17 protein-coding genes and 1 tRNA gene are annotated in these 22,173 nt (G+C 71.4%); 9 read left to right on the top strand and 9 right to left on the bottom strand.

The annotated features are described in order from the left end of the window. Positions 1-20: 20 nt before the first annotated feature. From rhaS to AB0E91_RS00830, 4 genes are read right to left on the bottom strand one after another with little or no spacing between them, the layout of a single operon-like run. On the bottom strand, positions 21-1,106 hold the full coding sequence (gene rhaS, locus AB0E91_RS00815) for a rhamnose ABC transporter substrate-binding protein (protein ID WP_361773088.1): 1,086 nt from the start codon (positions 1,104-1,106) through the stop codon (positions 21-23). Between the two features lie 15 nt (positions 1,107-1,121). After that, positions 1,122-2,129: an ABC transporter permease gene (locus tag AB0E91_RS00820; RefSeq protein ID WP_361773091.1), complete on the bottom strand. Its 1,008-nt coding sequence runs from the start codon at positions 2,127-2,129 to the stop codon at positions 1,122-1,124. After that, a complete protein-coding gene (locus AB0E91_RS00825) occupies positions 2,122-3,180 on the bottom strand; it encodes an ABC transporter permease (protein ID WP_361773094.1) in 1,059 nt (352 codons plus the stop codon). The genes AB0E91_RS00820 and AB0E91_RS00825 overlap by 8 nt, the downstream gene beginning before the upstream one ends. After that, positions 3,177-4,673: a sugar ABC transporter ATP-binding protein gene (locus tag AB0E91_RS00830; RefSeq protein WP_361773097.1), complete on the bottom strand. Its 1,497-nt coding sequence runs from the start codon at positions 4,671-4,673 to the stop codon at positions 3,177-3,179. The genes AB0E91_RS00825 and AB0E91_RS00830 overlap by 4 nt, the downstream gene beginning before the upstream one ends. A 200-nt stretch (positions 4,674-4,873) precedes the next feature. Here AB0E91_RS00830 and AB0E91_RS00835 point away from each other — a divergent pair, with 200 nt between their 5' ends. From AB0E91_RS00835 to AB0E91_RS00850, 4 genes are all read left to right on the top strand, one after another. Next, positions 4,874-8,098 carry an alpha-L-rhamnosidase gene (locus AB0E91_RS00835; RefSeq protein ID WP_361773100.1) on the top strand — a complete coding sequence of 1,075 codons (3,225 nt, stop codon included), beginning with the start codon at positions 4,874-4,876 and terminating at the stop codon, positions 8,096-8,098. A 34-nt stretch (positions 8,099-8,132) separates the two neighbouring features. Continuing rightward, positions 8,133-9,332 (top strand): L-rhamnose isomerase, encoded by a 1,200-nt coding sequence (gene rhaI / locus AB0E91_RS00840; RefSeq protein ID WP_361773103.1) that lies wholly within the window; start codon positions 8,133-8,135, stop codon positions 9,330-9,332. A gap of 50 nt (positions 9,333-9,382) precedes the next feature. Further along, positions 9,383-11,434, top strand: coding sequence for a bifunctional aldolase/short-chain dehydrogenase (locus tag AB0E91_RS00845; RefSeq protein ID WP_361773106.1), 2,052 nt, complete (start codon positions 9,383-9,385; stop codon positions 11,432-11,434). 62 nt (positions 11,435-11,496) lie between these two features. After that, positions 11,497-12,900 carry a rhamnulokinase family protein gene (locus AB0E91_RS00850; RefSeq protein ID WP_361775071.1) on the top strand — a complete coding sequence of 468 codons (1,404 nt, stop codon included), beginning with the start codon at positions 11,497-11,499 and terminating at the stop codon, positions 12,898-12,900. Between the two features lie 54 nt (positions 12,901-12,954). On the opposite strand, the gene AB0E91_RS00855 is transcribed toward AB0E91_RS00850, so the two are convergent. After that, positions 12,955-14,319, bottom strand: a complete 1,365-nt coding sequence (locus AB0E91_RS00855; RefSeq protein ID WP_361773109.1) for an FAD-dependent monooxygenase — start codon at positions 14,317-14,319, stop codon at positions 12,955-12,957. 57 nt (positions 14,320-14,376) lie between these two features. Between AB0E91_RS00855 and AB0E91_RS00860 the strand changes: the two genes are divergently transcribed. Next, the gene (locus AB0E91_RS00860; RefSeq protein WP_361773112.1) at positions 14,377-14,979 is read left to right on the top strand and encodes a TetR/AcrR family transcriptional regulator C-terminal domain-containing protein; all 603 of its coding nucleotides are present in this window, start codon (positions 14,377-14,379) and stop codon (positions 14,977-14,979) included. 194 nt (positions 14,980-15,173) lie between these two features. Beyond that, entirely contained in the window at positions 15,174-16,646 is a 1,473-nt protein-coding gene (locus AB0E91_RS00865; protein WP_361773115.1) for a multicopper oxidase family protein, read from the top strand. Positions 16,647-16,771: 125 nt separating this feature from the next. Here AB0E91_RS00865 and AB0E91_RS00870 read toward each other — a convergent pair. Both AB0E91_RS00870 and AB0E91_RS00875 read right to left on the bottom strand, forming a co-directional pair. Beyond that, positions 16,772-16,845 (bottom strand) — tRNA-Pro (locus AB0E91_RS00870). Positions 16,846-17,005: 160 nt separating this feature from the next. Next, the gene (locus AB0E91_RS00875; protein WP_361773118.1) at positions 17,006-17,527 is read right to left on the bottom strand and encodes a hypothetical protein; all 522 of its coding nucleotides are present in this window, start codon (positions 17,525-17,527) and stop codon (positions 17,006-17,008) included. 207 nt (positions 17,528-17,734) lie between these two features. On the opposite strand from AB0E91_RS00875, the gene AB0E91_RS00880 reads away from it, so the two are divergent. Together AB0E91_RS00880 and AB0E91_RS00885 are read left to right on the top strand one after the other, a co-directional pair. Then, entirely contained in the window at positions 17,735-18,895 is a 1,161-nt protein-coding gene (locus tag AB0E91_RS00880; protein WP_361773121.1) for a Gfo/Idh/MocA family oxidoreductase, read from the top strand. A gap of 82 nt (positions 18,896-18,977) precedes the next feature. Continuing rightward, positions 18,978-19,982: a Gfo/Idh/MocA family oxidoreductase gene (locus tag AB0E91_RS00885; RefSeq protein ID WP_361773124.1), complete on the top strand. Its 1,005-nt coding sequence runs from the start codon at positions 18,978-18,980 to the stop codon at positions 19,980-19,982. A gap of 116 nt (positions 19,983-20,098) precedes the next feature. Here AB0E91_RS00885 and AB0E91_RS00890 read toward each other — a convergent pair whose 3' ends face one another. Then, the gene (locus AB0E91_RS00890) at positions 20,099-20,656 is read right to left on the bottom strand and encodes a TetR/AcrR family transcriptional regulator (RefSeq protein WP_361773127.1); all 558 of its coding nucleotides are present in this window, start codon (positions 20,654-20,656) and stop codon (positions 20,099-20,101) included. Positions 20,657-20,783: 127 nt separating this feature from the next. On the opposite strand from AB0E91_RS00890, the gene AB0E91_RS00895 reads away from it, so the two are divergent. Further along, positions 20,784-21,830 (top strand): NAD-dependent epimerase/dehydratase family protein, encoded by a 1,047-nt coding sequence (locus tag AB0E91_RS00895; protein WP_361773130.1) that lies wholly within the window; start codon positions 20,784-20,786, stop codon positions 21,828-21,830. On the opposite strand, the gene AB0E91_RS00900 is transcribed toward AB0E91_RS00895, so the two are convergent. Next, a complete protein-coding gene (locus AB0E91_RS00900; protein ID WP_361773133.1) occupies positions 21,818-22,015 on the bottom strand; it encodes a hypothetical protein in 198 nt (65 codons plus the stop codon). The two genes, AB0E91_RS00895 and AB0E91_RS00900, sit on opposite strands and share 13 nt — an antisense overlap. Positions 22,016-22,173 lie beyond the last annotated feature (158 nt).

Consider the following 22,173-nt stretch of genomic DNA (forward strand, 5'->3'; position numbering starts at 1 on the left):
GCACCGCCCCCGGCGCCGGGTCAGAACTTGTACTTGTCGATGTTGCCCTTGTCGAAGACGGTGGGCTCGCCGAGGTCGACGACGCCCTGGTCGCCGATGGTGAAGCTGCCGAGGTCCCCGGCCTTGAACGTCTCGCCGCGCTGCCCGGTGATCTGCCCGGAGGAGAGCGCGACGGCGGCGTGCGCGGCGAGGGCGCCGAGCTTGGCCGGGTCCCAGAGTTCGAAGGCCGCGACGGTGCCGTTCTTGACGTACCGGCGCATGTCGTTGGGGGTGCCGAGGCCGGTCAGCTCGACCTTGCCCTTGTACTTGGACCCGGACAGGTACTGCGCGGCGGCCTTGATGCCGACGGTGGTCGGGGAGATGATCCCGGCCAGCTTCGGGTGCTCCTGGAGGAGGCCCTGGGTCTGCTGGAAGGACTGCTGGGCGTCGTCGTTGCCGTAGGCGGTCGCGACCAGCTTCATGTCCTTGTACTTCGGCTTCTTGAGTTCGTCCTTCATGAACTCAATCCAGGTGTTCTGGTTGGTGGCGGTCTGCGCGGCGGAGAGGATCGCGATCTCCCCCTTGTAGCCGAGCTGTTGGCCGAGGAGTTGGACCTGGGAGCGGCCGAGGGCTTCGGCGCTCGCCTGGGAGACGAACACGTCGCGGCACCCGGCGTTGGTGTCGGAGTCGTAGGTGACGACCTTGATGCCGTTCTTCATGGCCTGTTTGAGCGCGGTGCACAGGGCGCCGGGGTCCTGGGCGGACACGGCGATGGCGTCGACCTGTTGCTGGGTGAGGGTGTTGACGTAGGAGACCTGGCCCGAGGTGTCGGTGGCGCTGCTCGGGCCGACTTCCTTGAAGGAGGAGCCGAGTTGCCTCAGCGCCTGCTCTCCGCCCTTGTCCGCGACGGTGAAGTAGGGGTTGTTCACCTGCTTGGGCAGGAAGGCGACCGTAAGTCCCTTCCTGGTGGCGGCGTTCGGGTCCGCGTGGGCGTGGGACGCCTTGGCACCGCCGTCCTCCTGAGCCACGGACTTCTTGGTGGTGCCCCCGCACGCGGTCGCGGTGAGGGCGAGCGTGATGACAGCGGCGAGTGCCGTACTCGCCTTGCGGATCACGGGAGTTGACATCGCGGGTGGTTCCCTTCAGGAGGCGTGCGTCGGGACGGTGGCCGCGGCGCCGCGCCCGGCCCGCGCGGCGGTGATCCGGCGTGCGAGGCGCGGACCGAGCACGGAGACGACGAGCAGGACGCCGGTGACGACGATCTGGGACTGCGCGGAGACGTCGAGCAGGCTCATCACGTTCTGCAGGCTGCCGAGCAGGAAGACCCCGGCGAGGGCGCCGCCGAGCGTGCCCCGGCCGCCGTCGAAGGAGACTCCGCCGAGCAACACGGCCGCGATGACGGAGAGTTCGAGGCCGGTGGCGTTGTCGTAGCGGGCGCTGGCGTAGTGCAGGGCCCAGAAGATTCCGGTGGCGGACGCCATCAGGCCGGTGGCGGTGAACAGGTACAGCTTCTGCCGCTTCACCCGGATGCCGGCGAACCGGGCCGCCTCCTCGCCCGCGCCGATGGCGAAGAGGGACCGTCCGAACGGGGTGGCGTGCAGGGCGACGACGGCCATGGCGAGCAGGACCAGGAAGGGCGGCAGGGCGTACGGGACGAAGGTGCCGTCGATGCGGCCCGCCGCGAAGTCGAGGTAGCGGGTGGGGAAGTCGGTGACCGCGTCGGAGCCGAGGACGATCTGCGCGATGCCCCGGTAGGCGGCCATGGTGCCGATGGTGACGGCGAGGGACGGCAGGCCGAGGCGCGTCACCAGGAGGCCGTTGACCAGCCCGCACACGACGCCGAGCAGCAGGCAGAGCGGGATGATCGTCTCGATGGCCATTCCGGCGTTCCACAGGGCGCCCATCACCGCCCCGGACAGTCCGGCGGTGGAGGCGACCGAGAGGTCGATCTCGCCGGACACCACGAGCAGCGTCATGGGCAGCGCGATCAGCGCGACCGGCAGGGTGTTGCCGATCAGGAACGACAGGTTGAGAGCGTTGCCGAAGCCGTCCACGAAGGAGAAGGACAGCAGGAGGAGGACGAGCAGGAGGGCACCGACCATGGTGTCCCAGCGGATGACGCGCGGCAGAGTCATGGGCGTGTCAGCCATGGTGGCCGTCCCTCCGGTTCGACAGGGCCCGCTTCTTCAGGGCGCGGGCGACACGCAGCGCCACGATCCGGTCGACGGCGATGGCGAGGACGAGCAGGACGCCGTTGACGGCCAGCACCCACACGGAGCTGACGCCGAGGGCGGGCAGCACACTGCCGACGGTGGTGAGCAGCAGGGCGCCGAGTGCGGCACCCCAGACGCTCCCGGAGCCTCCGGTGAAGGCGACGCCGCCGACCACCACGGCGCTGACGACGGTGAGTTCGTAGCCGCTGCCGGTGGAGCTGTCGACGTTGCCGAAGCGGGCGAGGTAGAGGGCTCCGGCGAGTCCGCTGAGGGCCCCGCAGGCCGTGTAGACGGCGAGGACGCGCCGTCGTACGGGGATGCCGGCCAGGCGTGCCGCCTCGGGGTTCGAGCCGAGGGCGTACAGTTCGCGGCCGCCGCCGTAGTGGCGCAGGTAGTAGGCGGTGCAGACCAGTACGGCGAGGGCGATCAGGACGAGCCAGGGGACGGGCCCGAGACCGCCGGAGCCGAAGTCGACGAAGCCGCCGGGCAGGTCGGAGGCGGTGATCTGGCGGGAGCCGACCCAGAGGGAGTCCAGGCCCCGCACGATGTAGAGACTGCCGAGGGTGACGACGAGGGCGGGGACCTGGCCGAGGCTGACGAGGGCGCCGTTGAGCAGCCCGCAGCCAATGCCGAGGGCGACCGCGAGCAGGATCGCGACCGTGACGGAGCCGCCGCTCTGGAGATGGTCACCGGCGGCGAAGGCGCAGAGGCCGAGCACGGAGCCGACGGACAGGTCGACGTTGCGGGTGACGACGACGAGCGCCTGGCCGGTGGCGACGAGGACCAGGATCGTCGCGTTGAGCAGGAGGTCCTTGACGCCCTGGGTGGAGAGGAACTCGCTGTTGCCCGCCCGGGCGACGACGACCATCACCAACAGGACCAGGAGGATGGCGAGTTCGCGCAGTTTCAGCACGCGGTCGACGAGCCGGGTGGCGCGGGAGCGCTCCGGTCCGACGGCCGGGGCCTGCGGGTGCTCGGTGACGGTCATGCCGCCCTCCCGGTGGCCGCCGCCAGCACGGATTCCTCGGTGGCGGCCGCGCGCGGTATCTCGGCGGTGAGCCGTCCCTCGCGCATGACGAGGACGCGGTCGGCCATGCCGAGGATCTCCGGCAGATCGGAGGAGATCATCAGGACGGCGACCCCGTCGGCGGCGAGCCCGGACAGCAGCCGGTGCACCTCGGCCCGGGTGCCGATGTCGATGCCGCGCGTGGGCTCGTCGACGATGAGCACCCTGGGACCGGTGGCGAGCCACTTGGCGAGGACGACCTTCTGCTGGTTGCCGCCGGACAGGGTGCTCACGGCGTCCGCGAGGCGCGCGTGCTTGACCCGCAGCCTGGCCGCCCAGTCGACGGCCCGGCCGCGTTCGGCGCGGCGGCTGCTCAGTCCGGCCCGCGTGGTCGTCCGCAGCCCGGTCAGGCCGATGTTGCGCTCGATGGACAGGGCCATCACCAGGCCCTGGGCGCGCCGGTCCTCGGGGACGAGACCGAGCCCGGCGGCCATGGCGGCACTCGGGGCGCCCCCGGTCAGCGGCCGCCCGCAGACCTCGACCGATCCGGCGTCCCACCGGTCGACGCCGAACACGGCCCGCGCGACCTCGCTGCGACCGGCGCCGACCAGGCCCGCGAGTCCCACGATCTCCCCGCGCCGCACCTCGAAGGACACGTCGGTGAAGACGCCCTCCCGGGTCAACCTGCTTACCTTGAGCGCGACTTCACCGATCTCGGCGGGCTGCTTCGGATAGAGCTGGTCGAGGTCCCGGCCCACCATGCGGCGTACGAGATCGTCCTCGGTGAGCCCCTCGACGGGTTCGCTCGCGATCAGTCTGCCGTCGCGCAGGGTCGTGACGTCCTGGCAGAGGGCGAAGATCTCCTCCAGGCGGTGGGAGATGAACAGGATCGCGGAGCCCTGTTCGCGCAGCGTGCGCACGACACCGAAGAGGCGGGCGACCTCGCTGCCGGTGAGGGCGGCGGTCGGCTCGTCCATGATCAGGACGCGGGCGTCGAAGGAGAGCGCCTTGGCGATCTCGACCAGCTGCTGGTCGGCGATGGACAGACCGCGCGCGGGCCGCTCGGGGTCGAGGTCGACGGCGAGCCTGGTGAACAGGTCCCTGGCGGCGGCGTTCATGGCCTTGTGGTCGACGCGCCCGAGGGAACGGCGGGGTTGGCGGCCCATGAAGATGTTCTCGGCGACCGACAGATCCGGAAAGAGCGTCGGCTCCTGGTAGATGACGGCCACCCCGGCGTCGCGGGCATCGGCCGGGCCGTGCAGGACGACCGGCCTCCCGTCGAGCAACAGGGCGCCGGCGTCGGGGCGGTGGACGCCCGCGAGCGTCTTGATGAGGGTGGACTTCCCGGCGCCGTTCTCGCCCGCCAGGGCATGGGCCCGGCCGGCGTACAGCTCCAGGGAGACGTCGTGGAGCGCGCGGACGGCGCCGAAGGACTTGCTCAGGCCCTGCGCGGCCAGGACGGGGGGCTCCGGCATGGTCACACCGATCAGTCGGGTGAAAGGTTTCAGTCAGTGCCCACGGAAGCTAGACCCCGGCCAACTATGCAGTCAATGGGCGGGAGTTGGATTTGTTTCCGACGACCCGAGACCGGCCCGCACCCTTGACGGACCGCATCCGCACCCCTAGCTTCGCCTCCCGTGAAACGATTCATCGCCGAGTCGTTACGGAGCCGACCGTGATCAGCAGAAGACAGCTGTTGGGCACCACCGCCACCTCCGCGCTTGTGACCGCCGTGGGCACCGGGGCCGCCTCGGCCGCCGAGCCCTCCGGGGCTGCCGGGCTCCCCGGGCCCGAAGTCGCCGCCGCCGTCGAACACCGGCCGCTGCGCGTCTCCCACCCGACCGTGGAGTACGTGAGCCACCCCCTGGGTCTCGACACGGCACGCCCCAGGCTCAGTTGGCCGCTGGAGCCACAGGGGCGGGGTCAGACGCAGAGCGCCTACCAGGTCCGGGTGGCCACCACACCGGGCCGCCTGACCGCACCCGACGTATGGGACAGCGGCAAGGTCGCCTCCCGGGACTCGGTCCTGGTCCCGTACGCCGGGCCGGAGTTGAGATCCCGCACCCGCTATCACTGGCAGGTCCGCGTCTGGGACTCGGCGGACCGCGCCGGTGAGTGGAGCGAGCCCTCCTGGTGGGAGACGGGCCTGACGGCTCCCTCCGACTGGTCGGCACGGTGGATCGCCGCTCCCGCACGCCTGGTCGGCGCGCCCTCCCTGGAAGGCGCGTCCTGGATCTGGTTCCCCGAGGGCGATCCCGCCAACAGCGCTCCTGCCGCCACGCGTTGGTTCCGCGGCCGTGTCGAGGTCCCCGAGGGAGCGACCCGGGTGCGCCTGGTCATGTCGGCCGACGACGGCTTCACCGCCCACGCGAACGGCGTACAGCTCGCACACGTCGAACCGGACGGCCCGGCGGACAACTGGCGGCGCCCGGTCGTCGTGGAGGCTCAACCGGAGCCCGGGGGCGTGGTGTTCGCCGTTGCCGCGACCAACGCGACGACGGGCCCGGCGGGTCTCATCGGCCTGATCGAGCTGACCACCCCGCAAGGCGTCCGCACCGTCGTGACCGACGCGTCCTGGAAGACCGTCGACAAGGAGCCTGCGGGCGACTGGCGTTCGGCCGGTTACGACGACGGCTCATGGGCTTCGGCCAAGGTGCTCGCACCATGGGGCGGCGGCCCCTGGGGCAGGATTTCGGCCACCTACTCCCCCGCCGCGCAGTTGCGCCACGAGTTCCGCCTCCCGGCCGGGAAGAAGGTCGCGCGGGCCCGCCTGTACGCGTCGGCGCTCGGCCTCTACGAGGCCCACCTCAACGGTACCCGCGTGGGCGAGGACCGGCTCGCCCCGGGCTGGACCGACTACCGCCGACGGGTCCAGTACCAGACGTACGACGTGACGAAGCAGCTCAGCCGTGGCGCCAACGCGCTGGCGGTGACCCTCGCGGCGGGCTGGTACGCGGGCAGCATCGCCTGGTATGGCCCCCATCAGTACGGTGAACGCCCCGCTTTCATCGGCCAGTTGGAGGTGACTTACACCGACGGCTCGACGGACCGGGTGCTGTCCGGCACCGACTGGCGTACGGCGACCGGACCCGTCACGAGTGCCGACCCGATGGCGGGCGAGGACTACGACGCCCGGCGCGAGACCCCCGGCTGGACCCGGCCCGGCTACGACGACTCCACCTGGGCCGCCGTGGACGGCGTGGAGAAGGTGACGGCCGCGCTGGTCGCCCAGGTCGACGGTCCCGTACGCCTGGAGCGCGACCTCCCCGCGAAGCGGGTGACCGAACCGCGGCCCGACGTCTTCGTCTTCGACCTCGGTCAGAACATGGTGGGCGCGGTCCGTCTGCGCGTCCGGGGCGAGGCGGGAACCACCGTTCGGCTGCGGCACGCGGAAGTGCTGAACCCCGACGGCACGCTGTACACCGCGAACCTGCGGACGGCGCGGGCCACGGACACCTACGTCCTCAAGGGCGGCGGCACCGAGACCTTCGAACCCCGCTTCACCTCCCACGGGTTCCGCTACGTCGAGGTCACCGGCTACCCGGGCAGGCCGCCGCTCGACGCGGTCACGGGCCGGGTGATCCACACGTCGGCTCCCTTCACGATGTCCTTCAAGACCGACGTCCCCATGCTCAACCAGCTGCACAGCAACATCACTTGGGGACAGCGCGGCAACTTCCTGTCCATCCCCACCGACACCCCGGCCCGCGACGAACGGCTCGGCTGGACCGGGGACATCAACGTCTTTGCGCCGACGGCCACTTACACCATGGAGTCCGCCCGTTTCCTCACCAAGTGGCTGGACGACCTGCGGGACGGCCAGACGGCGGACGGTGCCTTCCCCAACGTGGCGCCGTACATGGACGTCGGTACGGGCGTGGCGGGTTGGGGCGACGCCGGAGTGACCGTCCCGTGGGCGCTGTACCAGACGTACGGAGACGTGCGGGTCCTGGAGCGGGCGTGGGCGTCGATGGTGCGGTGGCTCGACCACCTGAAGGCGCACAGCACCGGATACCTGCGCCCGGCCGAGGGCTACGGCGACTGGCTGAACGTCGACGACGAGACCCCGAAGGACGTCATCGCCACCGCGTACTTCGCGCACAGCGCCGCGCTGGTGGCCTCGGCGGCCGAGGTCCTGGGCAAGGACCCGGCCCCGCACCAGGCGCTCTTCGCGAACGTCCGGGACGCCTTCCGGGCCGCCTACGTCACCGGGGCCGGCCGCGTGAAGGGCGACACCCAGACGGCGTACGTCCTGGCCCTCTCCATGGATCTGCTCGCCGCGCCGGACCGCACACCGGCCGCCGACCGCCTGGTGGAGCTGATCGAGGCACGGGACGGGCACCTCTCGACGGGCTTCCTCGGCACCCCGCGCCTGCTGCCGGTGCTCACCGAGACCGGCCACACGGACGTCGCCCACCGGCTCCTGACCCAGCGCACCTTCCCCAGCTGGGGCTACCAGATCGACCGGGGTGCCACCACCATGTGGGAGCGCTGGGACTCCATCAAGCCGGACGGCACCTTCCAGGACGCCGGGATGAACTCCTTCAACCACTACGCGTACGGCTCGGTCGGCGAGTGGATGTACGCCCACATCGCCGGGATCGCCCCCGCCGCGCCCGGCTTCCGGAAGATCCTCGTGCGTCCGCGCCCCGGCGGCGGCGTGACCGAGGCGCACGCCCGCTTCGACTCGGTGTACGGCCGCATCTCCACGGACTGGAAGACGGACGCCCAGGGCTTCCGCCTGACCCTGGCCGTGCCGCCCAACACCACCGCCGAGGTGTGGATCCCCGACGGCCGACGCCCGGCCCAGGTCACCGGCGACACCGCCCGCCTCCTGCGCCGCGAGGACGGCAGCACCGTCTTCACCGCACCCCCGGGAACCCACCACTTCTCCAACTGACCCACCGGGCACCATCCTTGAGAAGGGCTGCGCGATGACCTCCGGAACCAGCAAGGACGCCGCGGGTACCAGGACCCTGACGCGGGACGAGGTGAAGGCGGCGCTGACGACCCAGGCCGTCGAAACCCCGTCGTGGGCGTACGCCAACTCCGGTACGCGCTTCAAGGTGTTCGCGCAGCCCGGCGTCCCCCGCACCCCCTTCGAGAAGCTCGACGACGCCGCCCAGGTGCACGCGTACACAGGCGTGGCGCCGACCGTCGCGCTGCACATCCCGTGGGACCGCGTCGACGACTACGGGGCGCTGGCCGCCCACGCGGAGAAGCGCGGGCTGCGGATCGGGGCGATCAACTCCAATGTGTTCCAGGACGACGACTACAGGCTGGGCTCGGTCACCAACCCCGATCCCGCGGTGCGCCGCAAGGCCGTCGCCCATCTCCTCGACTGCGTCGGCATCATGGAGGAGACCGGGTCGAGGGACTTGAAGCTCTGGTTCTCCGACGGCACCAACTACCCCGGCCAGGACGACCTTCGGACCCGGCAGGACCGGCTCGCCGAGGCGCTGCGCACGGTCTACGACCGCCTCGGCGACGGCCACCGGATGCTCCTGGAGTACAAGCTCTTCGAGCCGGCCTTCTACGCCACCGACGTGCCCGACTGGGGCACCGCCTACGCCCACTGCCTCCGACTCGGCCCGAAGGCACAGGTGGTGGTGGACACCGGCCACCACGCGCCCGGCACCAACATCGAGTTCATCGTCGCGACGCTGCTGCGCGAGGGCAAGCTCGGCGGCTTCGACTTCAACTCCCGCTTCTACGCGGACGACGACCTGATGGCCGGCGCCGCCGACCCCTTCCAGCTGTTCCGCATCATGTACGAGGTGGTGCGCGGCGGGGGGTTCTCCCCGGACGTGGCGTTCATGCTCGACCAGTGCCACAACATCGAGGCGAAGATCCCGGCGATCATCCGCTCGGTGATGAACGTGCAGGAGGCCACGGCCAAGGCGCTCCTGGTCGACGGCGAGGCCCTGGGCGAGGCCCAGCGCACGGGGGACGTGCTGGCGGCCAACGGCGTCCTGATGGACGCGTTCAGCGCGGATGTGCGGCCGCTGCTGGCGGAGGTACGGGAGGGGGCGGGTCTGGAGGGCGATCCGCTCGCGGCCTACCGGCGCTCGGGGTGGCAGGAGCGGATCGCCGAGGAGCGGGTGGGCGGGGAGCAGGCGGGGTGGGGGGCGTGAGGGGGATGGGGGAAGAGCACATGGGCGCGGACGACATAGGGGAAGGGCACATGGCGGGACACCACACGCCTGAGCAGCATCCAGCGGTGGCCGAACTCCTCGGCCGCTCCCACCGCCTCGGCGCCGACCCGCGCAATACCAACTACGCGGGCGGCAACGCCTCCGCGAAGGGCACCGTCCCCGACCCGGTGACCGGTGACGACATCGGCCTGATGTGGGTCAAGGGCTCGGGCGGCGACCTCGGCACCCTCACGGCGGAGGGCCTCGCCGTACTGCGCCTGGACCGGCTGCGGGCACTCGTGGACGTCTATCCGGGGGAGGCCCGCGAGGACGAGATGGTCGCGGCCTTCGACTACTGCCTGCACGGCAAGGGTGGTGCGGCGCCGTCCATCGACACCGCCATGCACGCCCTGGTGGACGCCCCCCACGTGGACCATCTGCACCCCGACTCCGGCATCGCGCTCGCCTGCGCGGCGGACGGCGAGAAGCTGACCGCCGAGTGTTTCGGCGACCAGGTGGTGTGGGTGCCGTGGCGGCGGCCCGGTTTCCAGCTGGGCCTGGACATCGCCCGCGTCAAGGAGGCCAATCCGCGGGCGATCGGGGTGATCCTCGGCGGCCACGGGATCACCGCCTGGGGCGCCACCTCGGCGGAGTGCGAGCGCAACACCCTGCACATCATCCGCACCGCCGAAGCCTTCCTCACCGCACACGGCAAGGCGGAACCCTTCGGCCCGCTGCTCGCCGGATACGCCCCCCTGGAGCCGGCCGCACGCCGGAACCGGGCCGCAGAGCTGGCCCCGGCGATCCGCGCCCTCGTCTCCCGGGACCACCCCCAGGTGGGCCACTTCGACGACTCCACCGACGTCCTGGACTTCCTCTCCCGCGCCGAGCACCCGAGGCTCGCCGCGCTCGGTACCTCCTGCCCCGACCACTTCCTCCGCACGAAGGTGCGCCCCCTCGTCCTCGATCTCCCCCCGAGCACACCGCTGGGCGAGGCGAAGACCCGGCTCCGGGAGCTGCACGCCGCCTACCGCGAGGAGTACGCCGCCTACTACGCACGGCACGCGGGCCCCGGCTCCCCCGCGATGCGCGGCTCGGACCCGGCGATCGTCCTCGTCCCGGGGGTCGGCATGTTCTCGTACGGCAGGGACAAGCAGACGGCCAGAGTGGCGGGCGAGTTCTACCGCAACGCGATCCGCGTGATGCGCGGGGCCGAGGCGGTGTCGTCGTACGCGCCCATCGAGGAGCGCGAGAAATTCCGCATCGAGTACTGGGAGTTGGAGGAGGCCAAGCTGCGGCGGCTGCCCGCGCCCCGGCCGCTGGCCACCCGGATCGCGCTCGTGACGGGCGCGGGCTCCGGCATCGGCCGCGCGATCGCGCATCGGCTGGCCGCCGAGGGTGCCTGTGTGGTGGTGGCCGACATCAAGGGCGCGGCGGGGGTGGCCGAGGAACTGGGCGGTCCGGACAGGGCGGTTCCCGTCACGATGGACGTGACGAGCGAGGAGCAGACAGCCGGCGCCTTCCGCCGGGCGGTGCTCGCGTTCGGCGGGGTGGATCTGGTCGTCAACTGCGCCGGGATCTCCGTCTCCAAGCCACTGCTCGAGACGACGGCGCGGGACTGGGATCTCCAGCACGACATCATGGCCCGCGGCTCCTTTCTGGTGTCCCGCGAGGCGGCCCGGGTGATGACCGCACAGCAACTCGGCGGCGACATCGTCTACATCGCCTCCAAGAACGCGGTCTTCGCGGGCCCGAACAACATCGCCTACTCCGCCGCCAAGGCCGACCAGGCCCACCAAGTACGCCTGCTGGCGGCCGAATTGGGCGAGTACGGCATCCGGGTCAACGGCGTCAACCCCGACGGTGTGGTGCGCGGCTCCGGCATCTTCGCGGGCGGCTGGGGCGCGCAGCGGGCGGCGACGTACGGCATCGAGGAAGAGAGGCTCGGCGAGTTCTACGCCCAACGCACCCTGCTCAAGCGGGAGGTACTCCCCGAGCACGTGGCCAACGCGGTGTTCGCGCTGACCGGCGGAGACCTCACGCACACGACAGGTGCGCACATCCCGGTCGACGCGGGCGTGGCGGCCGCGTTCCTGCGGTGAGCACCGGAGCCGGGACGCACGCGTACGCCGCCGTCGACCTCGGCGCGTCCAGCGGGCGCGTCATGGTCGGCCGGGTCGGCCCCGGCACCCTCCGCCTGACCGAGGCCCACCGCTTCCCGAACCGGCCGGTACGACTCCCCGACGCCCTGCACTGGGACATCCTCGCCCTCTACGCCGGGGTCCTCGACGGCCTACGGGCCGCCGGACACCTGACCCCACTGACCTCGATCGGCATCGACTCCTGGGCCGTCGACCACGGCCTCCTCGACGCCGACGGAGCGCTGCTCGGCAACCCGGTCCACTACCGGGACACCCGCACCGAGGGCGTCGCCGAGCGGGTGTGGGCGACGGTCCCGGCGGCGGAGTTGTACGCGCGCACGGGCATCCAGTACGCCCCCTTCAACACCCTCTATCAACTGGTCGCCGCGCGGGACACTGCCCAACTGAATGCCGTCCGCCAGGTGTTGCTGATCCCGGACCTGCTGACGTACTGGCTGACGGGCGCACGCGGCACCGAACTCACCAACGCCTCCACAACCCAGCTGATCGACCCCAACACGCGTTCCTGGTCCGCCGAGTTGGCCGGACGACTCGGCATCGACCTGACCCTCTTCGCCCCCCTCCGCCACCCCGGCGACCCGGCCGGCCACCTGCTGCCCACCGTCCTCACGGAGACCGGCCTGACCGGCCCGATATCGCTCACCACGGTCGCCTCGCACGACACGGCATCCGCCGTAGCCGCCGTCCCGGCCCGCGCCGGGGAACGTTTCGCGTACATCTGCACCGGCACCTGGTCGCTCGCGGGCCTCGAACTCGACACCCCCGTCCTCACCGAGGCGAGCCGCCGGGCCAACTTCACGAACGAACTCGGCCTGGACTCCACCGTCCGCTATCTCCGCAACATCATGGGCCTCTGGCTCCTCCAGGAATGCCTGCGCTCCTGGAACGATCCGGACCTGCCCCAACTCCTGGCCGAAGCAGCCGAGTCGGAGCCCCTCAGATCGGTCGTGGACGCGAGCGACCCCGCCTTCCTCGTCCCCGGCGACATGCCGCACCGCATCGCCGCAGCCTGTCGCGCCACCGACCAGCCCGTACCGCAGACCCGAGCCGCCACCGTCCGCTGCGTCCTCGACTCCCTGGCCCTCGCCCACCGCCGAGCGGTCCTGGACGCCCAACGCCTCGCCGACCACCCCGTGGACGTCGTACACCTCGTGGGCGGCGGCGCCCGCAATGACCTCCTCTGCCAACTGACCGCCGACGCCTGCGAACTCCCCCTCGTCGCAGGCCCCGCCGAGGCCGCCGCCCTCGGCAACGTCCTCGTCCAGTCCCGCACGCACGGCGACATCGGCCCCACTCTGACCGGGATGCGCGCCCTGGTCGCCGACACCCAACCCCTGAAGCGCTACGAGCCACGGGGCGCACCGGAGGCGTGGCGGAGGGCGGAACGACGACTCGACGGGGAGTAACAGTCAACGCCCCTGCCCAGGCGGGCGGTTCTCGCGAGCCGCCGCAGCCGGACACTAGAAGCGGCTCCACGCCCGGTGGCCGTCGGGGCGGATCAACGCGGCCCGGACCGTGCTCCAGTCGGCGTGATCTTCCGCCTCGGCCGGCTCCGTCGTGACCCGGACCGTGTCGCCCGGCACATCGTGCCGCACGGCGCCATCAGCGAGGTCCAGGAGGACGTGCCGCCCGGACCGAAGCAGTTCGAACAGGCGGCTTCCGTCGGCGAATCGCAGATCGGGCACACGCCGACCGGTGCCGTAGTCCACGTCGAGGCCGGACAGCCGTTCGGCCAGGCGCCGGGAGAGGTCCGGCACCGTGGCGATCAGGTCACTGAGCACGCCGCGCAGGGCCTGGCCGTCCGCCGAGTACGCCGTCATCAGCGCTGTCTGCGCCTGGGTGTGCACGAGCAGCTCAGCACCCACCGGGCGGCGTTCCGCCTCGTAGGTGTCCAGCAGGTCTTCGCCCGCTCGGCCGGTGACGACCGCAGCCAGCTTCCATCCCAGGTTCATGGCGTCCTGTACGCCCACGTTGAGTCCTACGCCCCCGGCGGGGAAGTGCATGTGTGCCGCGTCGCCGGCCAGCAGCACCCGGCCGCGGCGGTAGGCCGATGCCTGCCTGGACGCGTTGCCGAATCGGGACAGCCACAGCGGATCGCGCATCCCGAAGTCCGATCCCGCGATGTCCAGGACCTTCGCACGCAGCTCCCGCAGGGTCAGCTCTCCCGGTCGGCCGGACCGGACGCTGCCGGGGTCGCCGCCGACGATGCGGTGGACACCCCCCGGCATCGGCACGATCATGAGGCCGCCCCGAGGGGTCGTGACGTTGGCGAACCCGCCGCGCGGCGGGTTGTCCAGCACCACGTCGCCGAGCCAGCCCCACGTGGTCGCGTCCGTCCCGGGAAAATCGATTCCGGCGGACTGCCGGACGGTGCTGCCGGCTCCGTCACAGCCCACCACGAACCGTGCGCGCAGAATCTCGCTGCCGTCGACGACCACACCCTCGTCACGCAGAGCGGTGACTCGATGGCCTCGCCGGACGGTGGCCCCCAACTCCCTTGCCCGGGACTCGAACAGCTCCTCGGTGCGCGTCTGCGGCAGCGCCAGGGTGAAGGGGAACGGCGTGTCGAGGACGCTGAAGTCCATGCGGTGATCGAGGCCCCCGAAGTGACCGTTGGGAATCGGAACGCCTTCGGCCAGAAACGCCTCGGCGACCCCGCGGCTGTCCAGTACCTCGATGGTGCGGGGATGGATCGTCAATGCCTTCGAATGCGGGTCCGGAGCGGGGCGGGGTTCGATCACCGTGACCGACGCTCCACCGAGCCGCAGCTCCGCGGCCAGCCAGAGCCCGACGGGACCCGCGCCCACCACCACGACGTCATCCATGACAACCTCCTCTTGGTCAGTGACCAATGCCAGATGCCGGTCAGATATACTTGGTCAGTGAACAAGAGTCAAAGCGAGGTAGTGCGGACCGCCATGGAGGTCCTCGACGAACGCGGTCTGGAGGCCGTCTCACTGCGGGCCATCGCGGAGCGGCAGGGTGTACGGATGAACACCGTGGTGTGGCACGTGAAGTCCAAGGGGCGGCTCCTCGAACTGATGGCCGACGCGATCGTCGCCGAGGTCCGCGTGGACGACCTGCCCGCACGATGGGACCACCGCGCCGCCGAACTCCTCGAGCGCTACCGCCACGCGCTGCTCGCCCACCGGGACGGCGCGGCCGTCGTCGGCGGGACGTACGCGCCGGAGCCCGCCACACTCACCCTCGCGGAGACGTTGATCGCCGCACTCCTGGACGGTGGCTACCGCGACCAGGAGGCAGTGTGGACGTGCTGGAACGCCATCCACTTCACCCTCGGTCTGTGCCGGGAGGAACAGGCGATCTCCAGCGCCGAACCCGACCGCCTCACCGAAGCCCTCGCCTCAGGCGCGTTCCCGGCTCTCACTCGCACCCTGCCCCACCTTCTGCGGCCGTCCTTCGACGACAGGTTCGCCTACGGCTTGCGGCGCCTCCTGGGCACCGCTGGTGAGTCCCCTAGCTGACCCCCGAGCAGATGGGGGTGCCATGTCGCTGCGGGCGGGTTGGAGAAGTCGGAGGCGGCGGTCGGCTCGTGTCTCGTAGCGGCGCCCGTGTCGCCTCTTCGCGTCGTGACCGGATTCCGGTGGTTGCCGGTGCATGATGGCGGCCCACGGCCGTCCTCTCTCCGTATCCGTTCCGCAGCGTATGGGAGTTCAGCTTGTCCGCGCACACCCGTGGTATTCGGATCGCCGCCGGATCCGTGCTCGCCCCGCTCGTCCTGGTCGCCGGGTGTACGGCACAGCCCGGGACGAGCGCGCACAGCCACCCGGAGACGTCGCCGGCCGCCGTGTCCTCCACCACGTCCCCGTCGCCCGCGCTCACCGCGCGGGCCACGACCGACCTTCGCGACCCCTCGCAGATCGTGAGCGCGAACGGTCTGCTGAGGACGAGGATCGTCGTCGAGCGCAAGAAGGTGCGCCTGGCGGGGCGCGAGGTGTGGGCCCTGACCTACAACGGCCTGTACATGCCTCCCACGCTGCGCCTGCGCCCGGGGGACCGGATGGAGATCGCCTTCGAGAACAAACTCGACAAGCAGACGAACCTGCACGTGCACGGCATGCATGTCTCGCCCGCCGGCCGATCGGACAACGTCTTCCTCAACATCGAGCCGGGTGAGACCTTCACCTACAGGTACGCCTTCCCGAAGGGCCTGGAGCCGGGCACGTACTGGTACCACCCGCACCCGCACACGCTCTCCGCCACCCAGACGGCCGGCGGCATGGCCGGTCTCATCGTGGTGGACGGCCTCGACAGGTACCTGCCCGCGTCCCTTCGCGGGATCACCGAGCGTGTCATCGCGCTCAAGGACTTCCAGCTCGTGGGCGACCGGATCAAGACCACCGATCTCAAGATGGGCGCGCCCACCACCCGTACTGTCAACGGGCAGCTCAACCCGCGCATCCGGATCAGGCCCGGCGAGACCCAGCTCTGGCGTCTCGCCAACATCGGGGCGAACATCTTCTACAAGGTGGCGCTCCCGGGCACGAAGTTCCACGTCGTCGCGCAGGACGGCTATCCGGTGAACAAGGTCTACTCGGCCGACTCCCTGGTCATCCCGGCCGGTGCCCGCTACGACGTGCTCGTGCAGGGGCCCGCGGCCCGCACGGCGGAGCTGGAGACCCTGCCCTACAACTCCGGCAAGGCCGGCAACCAGTTCCCCCGGGCGACGCTGGCCACGGTCCGGTCCGAGGGCGAACCGATGCGGCCCGCGGCGCTGCCCACGTCGTTCGCCCCGGTGGACGACCTGGGGAAGGAAACGGTCGCGGCGCGCAAGTCGATCGTCTTCACGGAGAACAAGGCAGGCACGCTCTTCTACATCAACGGCAAGCAGTTCGACCACAACCGCGTCGACTTCCGCTCCCGACTCGGCACCGTCGAGGAGTGGACCATCAAGAACGACAGCGACGAGGTCCACTCGTTCCACGTCCACACCAACGACTTCCAGGTGATGAGCGTCGATGGCAAGCCCCGGACCAACTACGGCCTCCAGGACACCGTCGACGTCCCGCCACGCGGAAGGATGGTCGTCCGTATCCGGTTCCGCGACTACCCGGGCAAGACGGTCCTGCACTGCCACATCCTCAATCATGAGGACGCGGGCATGATGGCGGTGCTTCAGATCGAGAAATAGCGCCTGTTGCGCAGACCAGCCCCCGGCCACGGTCAACGACGTTGGTCCCCAGCTGGTCCCCAAGAACGACCGAGGGCCGGTTACGGATTTCTCCGTAACCGGCCCTGATCTGCGACTCTCACGAGTCGGGACGACAGGATTTGAACCTGCGACCCCTTGACCCCCAGTCAAGTGCGCTACCAAGCTGCGCCACGTCCCGGTGCGGTCACAGGCGGAGTGGTTCCGCGTGATCTCGCAGGTCAAACCCTACCGTACCGGCGGGGATGCTGATGGCGGGGGCTATGTGGGGCGGGGATGTGTGGGTGGTGCATGTGTGGTCGCGGGACATGTGGGGCACCCGCCGGGGGGATGGGCGGCCCTTACTTGATGAGCGCGTTCGCCACCACCACGATCACGCCGAGCAGGGCGTCGCCCAGGCCGAGGAGGAGGGCGGCGGACCAGTGGCGGCGTGATCCGCGGGCCGTGATCACCCCCAGGGTGAACAGGATGGCGATGTTGAGGAGGAACGCCGGCTCCTCGACCTCCGTGGGTGGCCACCAGCCCCAGCCCGCGCCCGCCAGGACGAACACCGTCGGGAGGACCGCGGCGATCAGGGGCCACTCGTTGGCGAGGGCGCGGAAGGAGGTCCAGCGGCGGCGGGGGCCGCGTTCGGCGATGTAGTGGGCGTAGCCGTGGGCGAGGGCGGAGGCGAAGGCGGTGACGAGGACCCAGAGGGCGTCGTAGCGGCGGCTGGCGGCGGAGCTGTGGCCGTGCTGGGTGAGGGCGGCGACGAGGGAGCTGGCGAGGACCGCGCCGTAGACCCCGCCGAACAGGACGGCCTCACGCGTGTCGTGCCGCCGGTGCGGTACGCCGGATGCCGCCTCCACGGTGCTGTCAGCCATGTCTCTCACGATCACCCGCGTGTGCGGTGGCCGCCACCCTGGCGGGCAGTCGGGCGGCACCACGCGCCACAACACTGATAGCGGCCGACCACGGCAGCCACTGCGGCAACAAGATCGAAAAAGGCGCGCACCGAACGGTTGACGCGTCAGCCATGTCCGTACAAAGGTGGCCGCGACAGAAGTGAGCCGGTCCGACGAGGGGCTGTCATGGTGGATGCGCTGGGGGTCGCCGTCATCGGGTTCGGCTGGATGGGGCGGGTGCACACCCAGGCGTACAGCAGGGTTCGGCACCATTTTCCGCAACTCCCCGTGCGCCCCGAACTCGTGACGGTGGCCGAGGACGTGCCGGGGCGGGCCGAGGAGGCCGCCGAGCGGTACGGGTTCGCGACCGCCACCCGCGACTGGCGGGAGGTCGCCGCCGACCCGCGCGTACGCGCCGTCAGCATCACCGCGCCGAACTTCCTGCACCGCGAGATCGGCGTGGCCATGGCCGAGGCGGGCAAGCACGTCTGGGTCGAGAAGCCGGTCGGACTGAGCGGCGAGGACGCCCGCGCGGTGGCCGACGCGGTGACCAAGGCCGGCGTCCAGAGCGCGGTCGGCTTCAACTACCGCTGCGCCCCCGCCGTGGAGGCCGCCCGCGACCTGATCGCCTCCGGGGAACTGGGCGCGGTCACCCATGTGCGCGTCCGCCTGTTCAGCGACTACGCGGCACACCCGGACGGCGCGCTGACCTGGCGGTACGAGCGGGCCCGGGGCGGCAGCGGGGTGCTCGGGGACCTCGCCTCGCACGGCGCCGACCTGGCCCGTTTCCTGGTCGGCGACATCGCCTCCCTCGCCGCCGACACGGCTGTCTTCGTGCCCGAGCGCGCCCGCCCGGCCGGGGCCACCGCCGGTCACGCGCTGGCCTCCGGCGGTGAGCCGGGCCCGGTGGAGAACGAGGACTACGTGAACTGTCTGCTGCGTTTCGCCTCCGGCGCGCGCGGCGTCCTGGAGGCGTGCCGGGTCTCGGTCGGCGAGCAGAACAACTACGGCTTCGAGGTGCACGGCACCCGGGGCGCGGTGTTCTGGGACTTCCGCCGGATGAACGAGCTGCGCGTCAGCCGGGGCACGGCCTATCAGGACCAGCCGGTCAGCACGGTGTACGTCGGTCCGGGCGACGGTGAGTTCGCCGCATTCCAGCCGGGAGCGGCCAACGCCATGGGGTACGACGATCTGAAGGTCATCGAGGCGTACCGGTTCCTGCGCTCGGTCGCGGAGGGCGAGCCGTACGGCGCGACGCTCGCGGACGCGGTACGCGCCGCCGCCGCACTGGACGCCATGGCGGAGTCGGCCGAGCGGCGAGGGTGGGTCGGCCTGCCGGCCACATAGACGCAGCGCACATCAATTGCACGGCAACCCCCGTACGCCCGCACATGGAACGACCGCACACGGAAAAGGAGCAGTCCCGCACATGCGCATCGGAATTCTCGGCCTCGGCCGCATCGGCGCCTTTCACGCCGAGACCCTTTCCGCACTGGACGCCGTCGAGTCGCTGGTCGTAGCAGACCCGGTCGCGGACGCGGCCAAGGCGGCCGCCGAGCGGTTCGGGGCGCAGGTGGCGGACTCGCCGGAGGCGCTGCTCGCCGCCGGGGTGGACGGGCTGGTGATCGCGGCGGCCACGGACGCACACCCCGAGCTGATCCGGGCCGGACTGGCGGCGGGTGTGCCGGTCTTCTGCGAGAAGCCGGTCGCCCGCACCATGGCGGAGGGCGTCGGGGTGCTGCGGGACGTGCGGGACGGCGGGGTGCCGGTGCAGATCGGCTACCAGCGCCGGTTCGACGCGGGGTACGCCGCCGCGCGGGCCGCCGTACGTGCGGGAGAGCTGGGCGCGTTGCACACGGTCCGGTGCGTGGGTCTGGACCCGGCGCCGCCGCCCGCCGCGTACATCGCCGGTTCCGGCGGCATCTTCCGGGACTGTTCCGTGCACGACTTCGACATCCTGCGCTGGGTGACCGGCCGCGAGGTCGCCGAGGTCTACGCGGTCGGCGGCAACCGGGGCGCCGACTACATCCGCGCGGCGGGCGACGCCGACACCACGGGCGCGGTTCTCACCCTGGACGACGGCACGCTCGTGACGGTGTCCAACTCCCGCCACAACGCCCGGGGTTACGACGTGCGCATGGAGCTGCACGGCTTCGTGGACTCCCTCGCGGTCGGCCTGGACGACAAGCTGCCGATCCGTTCGGCCGAGCCGGGCGTCACCTTCCCCGAGGGCACTCCGCACGACTTCTTCATGGACCGCTTCGCCGACGCCTACCGCGCCGAACTCACCGCCTTCACCGAGGTCGTGGCGGGCACCCGCCCCTCCCCCTGCACGGTCGAGGACGCACTGGAGGCGGGCTGGATCGCCGAGGCGTGCACGCTCTCGCTGCGCGAGCACCGGCCGGTGACGCTGACGGAGATCCGTACGGCCTGACGAAGTTCCGTACGACCCGACCGAGTTCCGTACGGCCTCGACCATTACGGCGCCGGTCCGGCCCCTCCGGCGCCGTCCTCACCTCAGCCGGACTCCTCCCGCTCCCAAGCCCGCCCTCACGCCCGCAGCCCGTCCACGATCAGCCCCAGAATCCGATCCGCCCGCGCCTCCCCGTCCCGCGCCGGGTCGATCCGCCACAGGACGCTGAGCTGGAGCAGCACGTCCTCCGGATCGACCCCGTCCTTGAGAGAACCGTCCGCCGCGCCCGCGTCCAGGAGTACGCCGATCGCCCCCAGGAAGGGCTCGTAGAACTCGTCCTCGCGGCCCGCGCCCGTCGCCGCGTGGATGACCTCGGCCACGCCGAACTTGAGGCGGCCGTAGCGCGCGACCTCCGCGAACCACAGGCGCAGGGCGGTCAACGGGGGGTGGGTGTCGCGGAGTTGGGGCGCGAGGTCGATGAGGTGCTGGAGGTCGTTGCGGTACAGCTCCATGATCAGCGCCTCCCGGGTCGGGAAGTGCCGGTAGAGGGTGCCGATGCCGACGCCCGCCCTCCTGGCGATGGCCGTGAGGGAGGCGGTGCTCGACGCGGCGATCTCCTCACGGGCGACGGCGAGGATCCGCGCGCGGTTGTCGCGGGCGTCTTTCCGGGTGGGCTTGGCGGGCTGCGCGTTCACGGATGCGGTTTCCGTCCGGTCTCGGATTGCTAAGCGGAGGGCCCTCCGGTACGTTGGGAAACAGAGCCGGAGGGCCCTCCGTTTTCTGTCATTCTGGCACACCCCCCTTCCTTCCGTGAGGACAGTCATGCCCGAACTCGTCCTGGTCACCGGCGGCACCGGCTACATCGCCGGCTGGTGCGTCGCCGAACTGCTCCGCCGTGGCCACTCCGTACGCGCCACGATCCGTACCCCCGGCCGCGAACAGGCCGTCATCGACACGGTCGCACCGGAAGTCGGCCCCGGCGACACCGACCGGCTGAGCTTCGCCGTCGCCGATCTCACCGCCGACGCGGGCTGGGACGAGGCGATGCTCGGCGTCGACCGCGTCCTGCACGTGGCCTCGCCGCTGGGCGCCACGGAGTCGGGGGACCTCGTCACCCCGGCCCGTGACGGCACGCTGCGGGTGCTGCGCGCCGCGACCCGGGCCGGGGTCGCCCGCGTGGTGATGACCTCCGCCGCGAACGCCGCGAGCCCCTCCTCGTACGCCACCGACGGCGTCACCGACGAGACCCTGTGGACCGACCCGGACGACCCCTCCCTCATCCCCTACCGGCGCGCCAAGACGCTGGCCGAGCGGGCGGCCTGGGACTTCATGGCCGGCCACGACGGCCCGACCGAGCTGACCACCGTCCTGCCCGGCGCCGTCTTCGGCCCCGTGCTCACCGCCGACGCGCAGGGTTCCGTCGGCATCATCGCCCGGATGCTCTCCGGCAGGATGCCCGGCGTCCCCCGGATCGGGCTGGAGATCGTGGACGTGCGCGACCTGGTGGACGTCCATCTGCGGGCCATGACCTCACCGGCCGCCGCGGGCCAGCGCTTCCTCGCCACCGGGGAGTTCCTGTGGATGGCGGACATGGCGCGCGTACTGAAGGACGGGCTGGGCAGCCCCTGGGCGGGGCGGGTGCCGACGCGCAGGCTGCCCGACTTCGCCGTACGGCTCGCGGCACGGTTCGGTGACCCCACGCTGCGCGAGATCACGCCCGCGCTCGGGCGCCGCAACCGGCACTCCACCGAGAAGGCGCACCGGTTGCTCGGCTGGCAGCCCCGGCCGGCCGCACAGGCCGTGCTGGACTGCGCGGAGAGCCTGATCGCGCACGGTGCCGTGCGGGTCGAGGCGGCTCAGCCGCAGTAGCGCACCAGCCACTCGTCCGCGTGGTAGCGGTCGCGGGCCGGGTCCGGTGCGGTCGCGGGCCTGGTCTCCACCATGTCCTCGGGGCGTATCCGCTCGGGCAGCGCGCGGAAGCGGTCGTGGCGTTCCGTGTCCGTCCCGGCGGTGTCGTGGCGCGGGTGCCGGAGCTGCGTGGTCCGGTGCGTCATGCCGTCCTCCCGTCTGCCGCCCTCACGGGCGTCCCCTGTCATCGGTCACAACGCTGTCAATGGTCATAACGCCCGCCCAGGCCCGGCAGTTCCCGGCCGCGCTCAGCAGCAGCCGCCTGCCGCGAAACGTGACGACGCTCGGGCACGCCCCCCGTTTC

Source organism: Streptomyces sp. NPDC026659, from assembly GCF_040638245.1.
In the GTDB taxonomy this organism is placed as follows: Bacteria; Actinomycetota; Actinomycetes; order Streptomycetales; family Streptomycetaceae; genus Streptomyces.

What these genes read in the sequence shown, in the direction of transcription:
- rhaS (WP_361773088.1), bottom strand. Translation starts at nt 1,106, where the DNA reads ATGTCAACTCCCGTGATCCGCAAGGCGAGTACGGCACTCGCCGCTGTC.
- AB0E91_RS00820 (WP_361773091.1), bottom strand. Translation starts at nt 2,129, where the DNA reads ATGGCTGACACGCCCATGACTCTGCCGCGCGTCATCCGCTGGGACACC.
- AB0E91_RS00825 (WP_361773094.1), bottom strand. Translation starts at nt 3,180, where the DNA reads ATGACCGTCACCGAGCACCCGCAGGCCCCGGCCGTCGGACCGGAGCGC.
- AB0E91_RS00830 (WP_361773097.1), bottom strand. Translation starts at nt 4,673, where the DNA reads ATGCCGGAGCCCCCCGTCCTGGCCGCGCAGGGCCTGAGCAAGTCCTTC.
- rhaI (WP_361773103.1), top strand. Translation starts at nt 8,133, where the DNA reads ATGACCTCCGGAACCAGCAAGGACGCCGCGGGTACCAGGACCCTGACG.
- AB0E91_RS00845 (WP_361773106.1), top strand. Translation starts at nt 9,383, where the DNA reads ATGGCGGGACACCACACGCCTGAGCAGCATCCAGCGGTGGCCGAACTC.
- AB0E91_RS00850 (WP_361775071.1), top strand. Translation starts at nt 11,497, where the DNA reads ATGGTCGGCCGGGTCGGCCCCGGCACCCTCCGCCTGACCGAGGCCCAC.
- AB0E91_RS00855 (WP_361773109.1), bottom strand. Translation starts at nt 14,319, where the DNA reads ATGGATGACGTCGTGGTGGTGGGCGCGGGTCCCGTCGGGCTCTGGCTG.
- AB0E91_RS00875 (WP_361773118.1), bottom strand. Translation starts at nt 17,527, where the DNA reads ATGGCTGACAGCACCGTGGAGGCGGCATCCGGCGTACCGCACCGGCGG.
- AB0E91_RS00880 (WP_361773121.1), top strand. Translation starts at nt 17,735, where the DNA reads ATGGTGGATGCGCTGGGGGTCGCCGTCATCGGGTTCGGCTGGATGGGG.
- AB0E91_RS00885 (WP_361773124.1), top strand. Translation starts at nt 18,978, where the DNA reads ATGCGCATCGGAATTCTCGGCCTCGGCCGCATCGGCGCCTTTCACGCC.
- AB0E91_RS00895 (WP_361773130.1), top strand. Translation starts at nt 20,784, where the DNA reads ATGCCCGAACTCGTCCTGGTCACCGGCGGCACCGGCTACATCGCCGGC.
- AB0E91_RS00900 (WP_361773133.1), bottom strand. Translation starts at nt 22,015, where the DNA reads ATGACGCACCGGACCACGCAGCTCCGGCACCCGCGCCACGACACCGCC.